The following is a 12,644-nucleotide window of genomic DNA, read 5'->3' on the forward strand; positions in this document are numbered from 1 at the left end:
TTTGTGACTACTTTGTGTTTTTTGTGGAATAGCTATTACACAAAGGTTCACAAAATATGACACAAAGTTACACAAAGATTTTTTTCAGCACCTCACAAAAAGAATTAACCATTATGTTCAGAATCATTCTTCTCTAATAAAATATATCCTTTCGCCTATTCCAGTACTTAATAAGAATAAAGCCGAAAAGCATTCCACCGAGATGTGCAAAGTGGGCAACATTATCGAATTTAAAATTACTTACACCCATAAACAGCTCTATTACACCATAACCAATAACAAAGTATTTTGCTTTAATTGGAATGGGTATAAACATTAGCATAAGCTCAGTATTTGGGAAAAGCATACCAAATGCCAATAAAACACCGAAAACTGCACCCGAAGCGCCAACTACTGGAATATCCATTTTAAGTTGGATAAGAGCCTTGGCCCATTCTCCTGCTTCTTCAATATAAGTTGGATTTCCTGGGCTATTAGACCAATGGCTAATAAATTTTTCATATATTTCGTTATAAGCACCGGGAAAATAATGAGTTACAAATGCCGAAAACGTTTCAGGTGATGGCGTATTAAGCATGGCAGTTGCAGCAGACTCTATGTTTGAAATTTGAATATAATTTACAAATGTATGTAGGGCAACCGCTCCAAAACCTGTAACGAAATAGTAAAGCAGAAAGCGTTTACTACCCCAAACCTGTTCAAGTACTCGGCCAAACATCCATAGGGCGAACATATTAAAGAATATGTGGGTTATTCCACCATGCATAAACATGTGAGTGATAATCTGGAATGGCCTAAAATGTTCAGATCCAAAGTAATATAAGCCTAAAATGCTATTTAAATCAATTCGAAGCACACTATCAACAACAAAAGTTGCTAAAAGCATAATAACATTGATAATAATCAGGTTTTTGACTATGGGTGGTGTGCTACCAAAATTGGGTCTTTCAAATGCGCTCATAAAAGAATTGTTAGTAGATATTCTAATTATTGATGTTTAAAACAAGTTTATTATTTCTTTTGTTTAAATACTCTATTCTAGTAACTATTCACCACGGAGACACGGAGATCACAGAGTTTCCTTTCAATAATTGTTTCACCAGTCACAGAAAAATAGCCTTGAAACAACTCGGCAAATTGTTTAATGGCATGCAACACCAATATATTTTTTTGAATAATCATCTCTGTGTCTCTCTATGTTCTCTATGTCTCCGTGGTTTTATTTTTATTTCGTCTAATGCTGAATAGTTATCTTTTCTATAAAAATTTAGACAAAAGTAGGAATAATATGAATTACTTAAATCTTTTTTCCAAATCATCAAGGCTAATAATGGTTAAGATACTCTTTCCTTCGGGTGAATAATTATGATTTTGACATGCAAAAAGTTTATCAACCAAATCCTGCATCTCAATTCTATTTAGAGATCGTACATACCCTATGGATGCCGCTTTAGCCATCGATACTGCAAGTTTTTGGTGAGCATCATCCTGCAGTTTACTTTGATTCTCCTTTAGCGATGCAAGAATATCCTCAATATATCTTATCGGATCACCAATCTTAATGCTAGCTGGCAGGCTATTAATTGCAACAGTATTTTGACCCAAACTACTTAGCTCAATACCAAGAAGTGCAAGATCCTCATGAGCATCCATTAGCAAATTATAATCCCCTGCATTTAGCTCCAGGGCTTGCGGAAAAAGCTCCTTTTGGGTTATATTTTGCCCGGTTGACAGGCTACCCAGATACTGCTCGTAAAGAATTCGCTCATGAGCATACTTTTGATCAATCACCATCAACCCCGATTTAACAGAAGTAAGAATATACCTATCCTTAAACTGAAAAAATCGAGGATTAGCGCTCTCTTCATTATCATCAAAACCTTTTGATTTAAATGTTTGAGTTACTGGACCTGTAGTATTAAAATCTTCTCCTTGATTATCTTGGTAAAGTTTTTCCCAACCTTTGGTCGACTGTTTATGATGTATCGCATTTTGCGATGGTATTCTTGGTACACCCTCATCAAACGGGTTAAAACTTGCGTTAGTCTCTATTTCAGGAGGGCTATAAGGTGAATTCTTCGGAAAAAATGGAATATCAATAACCTGCTGAGTATCAAAATCGATAGCAGGAACAACAGCAAACTTCCCAAGCGATTCCTTAACCGCAGCATGAACAATCTGCCAAAGAGTTCTTTCATCCTCAAACTTAATCTCCGTTTTTGTTGGATGAATATTAACATCAATCGTAGTAGGATCAACATCAAGGAAAATAAAGTAAGGAGGAATAGAATCGTTTGGTATAAGCCGATCGTACGAATTCATTACCGCTCTATGAAAATAGGGACTTTTAAAATACCTATTATTCACAAAAAAGAACTGCTCCCCTGCGCTCTTTCTGGCACTCTCAGGCCTTCCAATAAACCCTGATATATTAGCAACGGTAGTATTTGTTGAACAATCAAGTAATTGCTGATTAATTGTTCGCCCAAATAATCCTACAATTCGCTGCTTTATACCTGATGAAGAAAGGTTGTAAATATCTGCCCCATTGTTATTTAGCGACATTGCAATTTCGGGGTTTGCTAAAGCAACCCTTTGAAACTCTGCTATAATATGTTTAAGTTCTAAAGATGAACTTTTTAGGAATTTCCTACGAGCAGGAACATTAAAGAAAAGATTTTTAACGCTGAAATTACTTCCAGTTGGGCAAGCAATAGGCTTCTGTTCTTCAAGTTCAGAGCCACTTATACGAATACATGTGCCAACCTCATCCTCCAACCTACGTGTACGAAGTTCAACCTCCGCTATTGCGGCAATTGAGGCTAACGCCTCGCCTCTAAAACCCATAGTTCTGATTGAAAACAGATCCGCTGCCTCTCTAATTTTGGATGTTGCATGACGTTCAAAGCTTAGTCGTGCATCGGTTTCGGACATACCGCACCCATTATCAATCACTTGAATAAGGGCTTTCCCACCATCCTTAACGATAACTTGAATTTGATTACATCCAGCATCAACGGCGTTTTCCATTAACTCTTTAATAGCCGATGCAGGACGTTGAACAACCTCACCAGCTGCTATTTGATTTGCTACTGAATCGGGCAGTAATTGGATTATATCTGACATTCAAAGTTTTTTAATGAGAAGATATTGTATAAAATTTTCTTTCAAAAAACAAATTTGTTGAATTTTACTTTTACAGATTCGAAAATCACACGAAAAATCAACCTAATTTACCCCTATCCCTAAAGGGTGTAGGTTGATTTTTCTGTTTTCTCCCTTTAGGGCAAGGGGTAAAGAGCAGAAAAATCGTGCATAAACCTAATCTGTCAAAGTAAAATTAGGTACAAAATTAGGCAATTATGTTGAGCCAAACCAATTGCTTTTATCAATGTTGGCTAAATAGTGATAAACTTTAAAACTTTGATACAATAAATAAGGATATATAAATGTTTAATACTCAAATTACTGGTTTTAATCAATATTTTTAAGATTATTATAGAAATAGATTTTGAATCATATGTTTTATTTTTTAAAACTGGCTTATCTTTGAACTTGGGTATGGATACTAATTAACTATGCTAATTGTAAAAAATAACATTAAACCAACCATAGCCCTCCTTAAAAAAAGAGAGGAAATCACTGCGCTGCTCTGTTATAGCCCCTTCTTAAGGGGTTGGGGTTTATTTGTCATATTAAATTTAAAAAGTTAGAAACCTATGAGCATTAAAAGGGTAGTTTTTTACATATTTGTATTGGGTTCCTCCTTTTTAACATCCTGCTTTAGTGGAATAGAACCTCTACCAAATAAAATAAAGGATTTATCGATTTCATTATCAGTTCCCGTTGGAACTGGTGAATTTAGCATTAATAGTGCTTATTTTGTTGGCTTACCAAATATTAACTTACCCGAAAATGTTCCTGAATGGGCAAAGCACGACACAATCTTTTTTACCGATACTGTTCCTGTGGATCTTTCGAAAATTTACGAAAAATCCACAACAATTACTTATTTGGCTTTTAAAATTAATGTTTGGAATGAGTACCCCGCAGGTTGTGCTGTTCAAGTAAAATTCACTGATGCTGCTGGTGATATTCTTTACTCTTTTTGGGATAATAAACCATTAATGATTCCTAAGGGAGATATTTTTGCTTCTGGAAAAGTTTTTCGCCCCAGCTACAAAGGTAGTGTAGTAACGTTTGATCAATCTCAGATTGAAACACTCCGAACGGCTGAAAACCTAATATTCCTCATAAAAATTGGACTTAAGAATACACCTCTATGGAGTATTAGTTACTTTGATAATTACAAGTTTACCTGTCAGGTGGGTGCTAGAGTTGATTTTGTATTAAACAATCCATAATAATGAGGATTAAGAATTATAGATTTATATTAATTATTGTATTATTATCCATCTCATTTCGAGGGTTATCCCAACAGGATAACACCCTTTTTTTCCTACACAATATTCCCGAGGCGAATTTTGTTAACCCCGCTGTTCAAATTCGTTGCCAGCAGTATGTAGGACTTCCATTACTTACTACTTTACATTTTAATGTTAATTCAACGGGATTTTCATATAAATCATTCTCTCCCGGTGCTTCTGAGGTTGATATAGATAAAATTGTGGAAAAGATGCACTTTTGGGATTATCTATCGATGGAGTTTCATTATACACCCTTTGCCTTCGGATTCATGTACGATAACAAGAACTATTTTAATTTTGCATGGACTGAAAAGATTGAAGCAAAAGCATTTGTCTCAAAAAAGCTACTAATGCTACTTAAAGATGGTAACACTGAATATGTTGGCGAGAAATATTCTACTCGAAATCCTGGTCTAAACGCTATTTATTACCGAGAATTTTCATTTGGCTACTCAACTACTTATGGTCGATATTCAATAATTGGCGGTCATGCAAAAGTTTTGTTCGGTTTAGCTGGCGTTTTCACAAAACGCAAACCAATTAACTTATCTTCAAATATTTTAACCTATAATATTGATGCTAGCTGGAATCCTAAAATAAATACTTCAATACCTTTAAACATTACCTACGACTCCCAAGGGTATGTGAGTGGTGCTAGTCTTGGTTCTATTTCGCCTGTTGGTTTTTTGCTAAATTTTAAGAATCAAGGACTTGCTACCGATTTTGGTTTTATTTACAAAGAGGACAAGATAACATGGAGTGGGAGTGTCCTTGACCTTGGTTTGATATGGTGGCACGATCAAACTAATAAATTTGAGGATAAGGGACAATTCAATTTTAGAGGAGCGACCATTACTGATGGTATGACCTCGCAAGATTATGCCGCTAGCCTTCGCGATTCAATTCAAAATCAGTTTAGGTTCAAGAATACCAAAAAAGGGTTTATCACTTTCCTAAATCCACGAATTTACTTTGGTGGAACTTATCCAATACTAAAACAGGTTAAGGTTGGTGCTCTTATCCGTACTGAACTTTACCCCGGACGACCAATTGTTGGGTTAACCATATCGGCAACTGCTTTTAGCTTAAAAGGAACTACAATTAGTGCCAACTACTCAATAATGAATGGCTCTTTCAATAACCTTGGATTAGGTTTTGGTTTTGGAGGTGATAAGTCTCAATTTTTCCTATTAAGCGATAACATAATGGTATTTTTCTTCTCTCAATCGGCTAGGAATGCTAACCTAAGGTTTGGTTTTAATTTCTTTTTTGGTTGTAATGAGAAGAAAAAGGAGTATAAATTTCCTAAAGGTTCAGATTGTGGATGCAATTGGACTCCAAAATCTCCAAAGAATACAGAAAAAATGAAGGGTTTGAAGTAGAAGAGGACTAGGATTTTTGTAACTACTCAAATATATATTTTAACAAATATTTTTTTTGAAGATAAAGATAGCAATTTACTGTTGTCATTAGAACTTAATTTAGTTGAGCCTTGCTAGTTTCACGCAAAGGCGCAAAGTGCGGCAAGAAGAAAAAAACTATTAGTTTTTTCGCTTTGCGTACCAACTTTAGATTCAATTAGACACAATCTAATCGTAACATTACAGTCGATTGTAGTTGTGTTCCTTTTTATCTTCTTTGCGGCTTGGCGACTTTGCGTGAGATATTTTTATTACTGAATAGCTCAGATTTTTCCATTAAAATCAAATTTAACCTTCCTATCCAACTAATTTCGATCTACTTTTTCTAAGAATTGTAAAGTCATTGTTCGAAAATATATATCTTAGTTGTGATAATCTAAGCCCAAAATCGAACAATCTCTAAAAAATCAATCATGCTTGTTAAAACTTACGGTAGCGCGGTACATGGGATAAAAGCAACAACAATAACTATTGAGGTAAGTGTTGGTCAGGGTATTAATTTTTTTCTTGTGGGATTGCCCGATAGTGCTGTGAAGGAGAGCCAACAAAGGATTACAACTGCTTTGGAGACCCATCATCTCAAAATGCCCAAACGGAGAATTGTAATAAACATGGCACCTGCCGATATCCGAAAGGAGGGTTCTGCTTACGATTTACCCTTAGCAGTTGGGATCATGGCTGCATCGGAGCAGATAAAAAGCGATAAATTGGTTGATTTTATAATTATGGGAGAGCTATCGCTCGATGGTACTCTTCAACCCATTAAAGGAGTTCTTCCCATTGCAATTCAGGCTAGAGAAGAAGGATTTAAAGGATTTATTCTACCAAAGCAAAATGCACGCGAAGCGGCAGTGGTTAATAACCTTGAAGTTTATGGGGTTGATTCAATAAAGGATGTAATTGATTTTTTTAATGGAGATAAGGAATTAGAGCAAACCACTATTAATACCCGCGAAGAGTTTAATGTCAATGCCAATGCTTACGATGTTGATTTTAACGATGTAAAAGGGCAGGAGAATGTTAAGCGTGCCTTGGAAGTATCGGCTGCTGGCGGTCATAACATCATTATGATTGGCCCTCCTGGTGCCGGTAAAACAATGCTTGCCAAACGATTGCCAACCATTATTCCTCCTTTAACCCTTCGTGAAGCGTTAGAGACAACAAAGATTCACTCAGTTGCTGGCAAAATAGATAAGAATACATCCCTTATGACCCGCCGACCTTTCAGGTCACCTCACCATACAATATCCGATGTAGCCTTGGTAGGAGGGGGGCAATGGCCCCAACCCGGCGAAATATCATTATCGCATAATGGAGTTCTTTTCCTCGATGAATTGCCCGAATTTAAACGAACTGTACTTGAGGTAATGCGTCAACCATTAGAGGATAGAGTTATTACCATTTCACGTGCCAAATCAACGGTTGAGTATCCTGCTAGTTTTATGCTTGTTTCATCTATGAACCCTTGTCCTTGTGGATATTACAATCATCCTGAGAAGGAGTGCGTATGCTCACCGGGTGTAGTTCAAAAGTATTTGAATAAAATATCTGGACCACTGCTCGATAGGATTGATATTCATGTTGAGGTAGTTCCAGTTCCATTCGAGAAATTATCGGGTGCTCCACCAGCAGAATCGAGTGAGATAGTTCGGGCAAGAGTTGTAAAAGCCCGTCAGGTGCAGGAGGAAAGATTTATAGAATGGAAAGGTGTTCATTGCAACGCACAGATGAACTCTAAGTTAATCCGAAAATTCTGCCAGCTCGATGATGCCGGAACAGCCCTAGTAAAGAATGCAATGGAAAAATTAGGCCTTTCGGCACGTGCGTACGACAGAATTCTTAAGGTTTCCCGAACCATTGCCGATTTAGAGGCAAGCCCAAATATCAAAGCCGAACATATTGCCGAAGCCATCCAGTACCGTAGTTTGGATAGGGATAATTGGGCGGGGTAGATTTGCTTTTATTTTGATATTATTAATAAGACAAGACAGAGTGTCCTAAATTGCTATAGGACGGATTACACTTTGCTAACTGAACATTTTGCAAGTTCAACGAAATCAAATCTGCTGTACAAAGCACAGCTCACCTTTCGAATTATTATCGCAAATTGCGATTATTTTGCTTATAGTTTGCTTCATTGTGCTTAGGTAACCGCTTATCAGCGGGACAAGTTGTGCCTAATTCGGCTCTATCCTATTAGGCTGTAGCCTTTAAAGATATGTTCGACTAAAGTAGAACCTTAGCTGAACTTCTTCAAGTATTCTCGGCCTACCGGGGGGCTTTATTTTTTCACCAAACTTCTGTTAATAACAAATTATAAAAAGGACTTACCCATCTGTCAATCTATTTATTAATCTTGCGTAACCGTATATTAGTGTAAATAAAACCCATATCTCTATATTATTGTTGTTATTATCTCCTAAATATATATGTTAATATTAATTTTATTTGTTGCTAAAGAATCATTTTCAGAATCATTGTAATATATTTTCTATTAATGATTTAAAATTGGACTATTATTGTATTATATTGATATTTTATTTATTGATATGTATAAAATAAAAAATTAATTCAGAATCAGTACAATATATTTTTTGTTAATGATTAAAAAATTGATTTTTTTCGTATTAATTTGATATACAATTTATTACTATGTTCACAACTAAATTTTTATGTTAATATATCAACCCAAGTTTATAGCTTTAAAGTTTAGATTACAAAGTAAATTTGTATGGAAAAGAAAAAGGCTAGCTTTCGCTAACCGAGAGAAATAAAAAAATCTTTGTTTTATGGTGAATCAAAGATAGAATAAACCTCTTAGGTTTCGCAAATCAGAGCCTGACTTTTTCGAAAAAATTAAAATATGATGAAAGCAGATGAAAATCAATGAGTATGAATTAACAATTAAGAGGTTTAAAAGATTTATCAAAGAGAACCAAGAAATTTCAGGGGTGCTAATTGAATAACTGATTTTAGTGATAAGTTTTTTCTGAGAAAAAAGCTAGGATTATTTATAAAAATTAATAATAAGTATAGCAATATTAACAACAGATTAAATTTTTTATAATCAGTTAATTGTGATTATATATTCGAAAGTTAAAAAATAAATTTGCGAATATATTTATCCAAATTAACGTTAAAACAGACCCAAACAAATAAGTTGTTTATATTGAAAAATGGAGCAATGAGGGTTGAAATTATATTTTTAATTAAGAACACCAATTATGATACACATGTTGATAATTTATTTGTTTTTTATTAAAACAAGTACATTATTTGCTTATATTTGCATATAATTATATTAACATGCTTTACAATAAATGAAAATAGGGGAATAAAGAAAGCAGGATTCCATAAATTTGTAATTCTTTGGGAGGCGTAATAAAAAAGAGCCAACACTTGGCTAGCGTCGACTCTCGAAATGTGTTTTGGTTTGTTTTTTGGTAATACAAATTAAAACAATTTAGACAACCGACGCAAGTTTTTGGAGGGTTATTTTTGAATTATTGCTCCATTTAATGTTAAATAAAAAAAAACGATTTTCTAAAAATGAAGGAAATTATTGAAACCCTACAAACAGTGGGACTTTTTCCTGTGTTAATCGGCTTGTTTTCTTTGCTTGTGGTAGGTATATTCGTATACTTCGTATTCAGGCATCCAGCCGAAAAAGGAGTCAGACGCAGATTCAAATGGAGCGTTGAGTTTGAAGAAGAGTAACACCCCTCTTCAATATTTTGAAAAAAAGGAAGCCCTATTCTTAATAGGGCTTTTTCTTGCTCTTTAATTATGGTATGTGTTTTCTTGTTTGGAAGAGATTGCACCTCGTCCTTTTTATTCCTTAAGGTTTAATCTGCTAAAAATTAAACAACAGTAGTGCAACATCCAGATATTTATTTACTTACGACTTCGGCTTAACAAAGAGAATTTATTCTTTACTTTCTTTTTTCTGATTGTTTCTTATAATTAATCGAGCAATAAGTTTTCTATATTTATAAGTCTTTTACCCTGTTTTTTAAATCCATTTGTTCGTGGAGAATTCTTACTATTTCTATTTCGTTTTCTTCAATCTTGCGGTAAAAAATAATATGTCTACCTGCTTTAAACCCTAATAAACAGTCCATTATTCCAAAATAACTTTTGCCCAAATCAGGATTTGATGCAACCTCTTTGCAGTTCCCTAAAAGCATATGATAGTAAATATCTGCCCTATTCTCAGACCATTTATTTCGAGTGTAATTCCATATCTGAGTTAAATCATCAACTGCTTTATTTGTAAATCTATATCTAGCCATTCAAATTCTGTTTGGCTTTTAATTTTTCTAAATGTGCCTCAGGATTGAAATCACAAGCAATTCCACTGTCAATCCCTTCTTGAATGGCTTCTCTTAAAGCAATCATTTTATTTTCTTCCTCTTCTAAAAGCCTTAGACCTGCTCTAACTACCTCACTAGCATTTTTATATCTTCCAGCAGATATTTTGTTTTGAATAAAATTATCAAAATGGCTTCCCAATGATATTGAAGTGTTTCTATTCATAATCCATCAATTTTTCACAAAGTTACCAAAAATTGGTATAATTATCAAGATTGGCTCTTTTAATAATCCATGCTAGAACAAAGTTGCACCCCGTCCTTTTTATTCTTGTACTCTTAACCAGCTAAAAATAGGACGGCAGCGGTACATCGACAAACGAATATAATGATTTTCCCTTAAGCAATTCTAAATTCTTCGTCAAGGAGTTCAACGTTGAAATTTACTTTTGCTTTCAAAGCTTTGAACACACGTAAGATAGTCTCAATCGTTACGTTTTTTGCATTCCTCTCAATACGGGAGATTTGAGATTTTTGAACGCCAATCATTGCCCCAAGTTCCGATTGTGTCAAATGTCTCTCTTTGCGAGTACGTTTAATCATTTCACCCAATAGGTCAAGTCGAAGTTCGTATTCGTACTTGTCTCTTTTTGGGGTGCCAATTTTTCCAAGGTGTTTGTCTTTGGCTTGGTCTAATGTATATATTTTTAGTTTATTCGAATTATTCATGTTTACTATTATTTTTCTGTTCAAAATAAAGTTTCATAATTGCCCGCGCTTTTTCAATCTCTCCTTTAGGGACTTTATCCGTTTTCTTTATGATTCCATGTGTCGCAACTACCAATGTTTCTATTTGTTCTGTCTTATCCCAAAATGAAAAAATCCGATAATATGTTTTATTGTATTTAGTCCTGAACTCCCAAATATCATTGTCTAATTTTTTTAGCAACTCAGGATCATTGATATACTTTGATTTGTCAATATTATAAAAGATTTTTTCCTTTGCCTTATCATCAAGTGTGTCCAAAAATCCCCATACTTCTTCAAGTAGAATAACTTCAAATTTCTGCTTCATTAGTCAACTTTAAATCGTTACAAAAATATAAAAAAGTTCTAATATATGGAAACTTTTCTGTGTGAGTTTTTTCATTATGATTGCCAACTGCTCTTGTTAGAACAAGATTGCACCTCGTCCTTTTTATTCTTTCAAGCGTAACCTGCTAAAAATAGAACGGCAGCAGTTGTACTGCTACCGTCCGAGATAATCTTAATATTATTAATTTAGAAATGGCAATAACTTGGTTACTAAACTCAATCCCTAAAAAACCTTACGCTTAATCCTAATCCTTTATCACCTTTTTCAAGTTCCGCATGTCCGCTATATGCACTTATTTTGTAGTGCCATGCTTCCTTTTCTCCTTCGTCGGTACTGCTCCAGAAATGCCCACTTGCTCCAAGGCTGTTAAATGTACCACGGGTAAAGCGCCATCCACCATAAGTACCCTCAAAACCGCTGCTACCACCAACTTTTATCTGCTCAAAAACCGCTTTATCGTTTCCACCTAGGTCAGCGTGTAAAGTTTCCCATTCAGCTTTTGTAGGTAGATGCCAACCGCTGGGTGCTAATGCCTTGGCTGCCTCCCAATCGTATAGGTATCCATTTTTAACCACATTTTTCTCCTCGTTATCATAGGACCAACATTTTCCTATGTCGGCAATCTTAGCATAATTATCGGCCATGATAATCTGTTTGCCAATTTTTATTATTCTATAGGTAATTCCCTCTCTTTCATCGGTATATGTACCATGACCGCATATTTGGCAAATTCCATTTACAATTTGATGCTGATTTATTCGAGTCTCTTTGCAGTTTGAACATTTCTCGCAATCCTTCTTCCAAGAGTGTTCAACTGCACGAGTTTTACCACATTTATGACATTTTGTACAATCCTTCGACCAGTCGTGCTGGTTTTCGAATGTTGCACCACATTTTGAGCACTTTTCGCAATCGCTGGTTAGGATGTGTTGTTCGTCTCTGTTTTTACCACACTTGGAACATGTGCAATGATCCCATGTGTGTAACCCGATAATACATTTGAATGACATATTTTTATTTCTTTAAATGGTTGGCTATTTTAATCACAGTGAACTTCTAAAAATTCTACTCATAAATATATAAACACTATTTGTTTTAACAATACCTAACCTCGTTTTTAATGTTTTACACCTCTTTTATTAGATAATTTGCCAAGAAATGTTTTTAATATCTGGCTAAGATTTTTTCTATTGTAATACAAAATGAAATTGGCTAAAGGTACTAGTATATTATTTTTCTATATTTATAAATTTATGGTATTTATAATATTGTTTTAAAATGTATTAGTTGAGGTTGATTTCTTTAAGTTTTAGACTTAAAGACCTAACTTATTTAATGACTATAAAATATTTGTGGCATTTTCATATAATTATTAAGTGTATCGGAATCC

10 protein-coding genes are annotated in these 12,644 nt (G+C 34.5%); 3 read left to right on the forward strand and 7 right to left on the reverse strand.

Annotated features, from left to right (window positions below):
• Positions 1-133: 133 nt before the first annotated feature.
• Complete coding sequence (locus tag HOO91_03085) at positions 134-961, reverse strand: rhomboid family intramembrane serine protease (protein ID NOU16527.1); 828 nt, start codon at positions 959-961, stop codon at positions 134-136.
• A 332-nt stretch (positions 962-1,293) separates the two neighbouring features.
• Positions 1,294-3,126 carry a DNA mismatch repair endonuclease MutL gene (gene mutL / locus HOO91_03090; protein ID NOU16528.1) on the reverse strand — a complete coding sequence of 611 codons (1,833 nt, stop codon included), beginning with the start codon at positions 3,124-3,126 and terminating at the stop codon, positions 1,294-1,296.
• Positions 3,127-3,719: 593 nt separating this feature from the next.
• Here mutL and HOO91_03095 point away from each other — a divergent pair.
• From HOO91_03095 to HOO91_03105, 3 genes are all read left to right on the forward strand, one after another.
• The gene (locus HOO91_03095; protein ID NOU16529.1) at positions 3,720-4,364 is read left to right on the forward strand and encodes a hypothetical protein; all 645 of its coding nucleotides are present in this window, start codon (positions 3,720-3,722) and stop codon (positions 4,362-4,364) included.
• Positions 4,365-4,366: 2 nt separating this feature from the next.
• Positions 4,367-5,809 carry a hypothetical protein gene (locus HOO91_03100; GenBank protein NOU16530.1) on the forward strand — a complete coding sequence of 481 codons (1,443 nt, stop codon included), beginning with the start codon at positions 4,367-4,369 and terminating at the stop codon, positions 5,807-5,809.
• Between the two features lie 452 nt (positions 5,810-6,261).
• Entirely contained in the window at positions 6,262-7,800 is a 1,539-nt protein-coding gene (locus tag HOO91_03105) for a YifB family Mg chelatase-like AAA ATPase (protein NOU16531.1), read from the forward strand.
• A gap of 2,037 nt (positions 7,801-9,837) precedes the next feature.
• On the opposite strand, the gene HOO91_03110 is transcribed toward HOO91_03105, so the two are convergent.
• From HOO91_03110 to HOO91_03130, 5 genes are all read right to left on the reverse strand, one after another.
• The gene (locus tag HOO91_03110) at positions 9,838-10,140 is read right to left on the reverse strand and encodes a type II toxin-antitoxin system RelE/ParE family toxin (protein ID NOU16532.1); all 303 of its coding nucleotides are present in this window, start codon (positions 10,138-10,140) and stop codon (positions 9,838-9,840) included.
• Positions 10,133-10,384: a type II toxin-antitoxin system ParD family antitoxin gene (locus tag HOO91_03115; protein NOU16533.1), complete on the reverse strand. Its 252-nt coding sequence runs from the start codon at positions 10,382-10,384 to the stop codon at positions 10,133-10,135. The genes HOO91_03110 and HOO91_03115 overlap by 8 nt, the downstream gene beginning before the upstream one ends.
• 173 nt (positions 10,385-10,557) lie before the next feature.
• Positions 10,558-10,887 (reverse strand): helix-turn-helix transcriptional regulator, encoded by a 330-nt coding sequence (locus HOO91_03120; GenBank protein ID NOU16534.1) that lies wholly within the window; start codon positions 10,885-10,887, stop codon positions 10,558-10,560.
• The gene (locus HOO91_03125; GenBank protein NOU16535.1) at positions 10,880-11,233 is read right to left on the reverse strand and encodes a type II toxin-antitoxin system RelE/ParE family toxin; all 354 of its coding nucleotides are present in this window, start codon (positions 11,231-11,233) and stop codon (positions 10,880-10,882) included. The genes HOO91_03120 and HOO91_03125 overlap by 8 nt, the downstream gene beginning before the upstream one ends.
• A gap of 236 nt (positions 11,234-11,469) precedes the next feature.
• Positions 11,470-12,264: a hypothetical protein gene (locus HOO91_03130; protein NOU16536.1), complete on the reverse strand. Its 795-nt coding sequence runs from the start codon at positions 12,262-12,264 to the stop codon at positions 11,470-11,472.
• Positions 12,265-12,644 lie beyond the last annotated feature (380 nt).

The organism is Bacteroidales bacterium (assembly GCA_013141385.1).
Taxonomy (GTDB): domain Bacteria; phylum Bacteroidota; class Bacteroidia; order Bacteroidales; family Tenuifilaceae; genus UBA8529.

Coding starts and splice junctions, on each gene's coding strand:
- HOO91_03085 (NOU16527.1), bottom strand. CDS start 961: ATGAGCGCATTTGAAAGACCCAATTTTGGTAGCACACCACCCATAGTC.
- HOO91_03100 (NOU16530.1), top strand. CDS start 4,367: ATGAGGATTAAGAATTATAGATTTATATTAATTATTGTATTATTATCC.
- HOO91_03110 (NOU16532.1), bottom strand. CDS start 10,140: ATGGCTAGATATAGATTTACAAATAAAGCAGTTGATGATTTAACTCAG.
- HOO91_03120 (NOU16534.1), bottom strand. CDS start 10,887: ATGAATAATTCGAATAAACTAAAAATATATACATTAGACCAAGCCAAA.
- HOO91_03125 (NOU16535.1), bottom strand. CDS start 11,233: ATGAAGCAGAAATTTGAAGTTATTCTACTTGAAGAAGTATGGGGATTT.
- HOO91_03105 (NOU16531.1), top strand. CDS start 6,262: ATGCTTGTTAAAACTTACGGTAGCGCGGTACATGGGATAAAAGCAACA.
- HOO91_03130 (NOU16536.1), bottom strand. CDS start 12,264: ATGTCATTCAAATGTATTATCGGGTTACACACATGGGATCATTGCACA.
- HOO91_03115 (NOU16533.1), bottom strand. CDS start 10,384: ATGAATAGAAACACTTCAATATCATTGGGAAGCCATTTTGATAATTTT.
- mutL (NOU16528.1), bottom strand. CDS start 3,126: ATGTCAGATATAATCCAATTACTGCCCGATTCAGTAGCAAATCAAATA.
- HOO91_03095 (NOU16529.1), top strand. CDS start 3,720: ATGAGCATTAAAAGGGTAGTTTTTTACATATTTGTATTGGGTTCCTCC.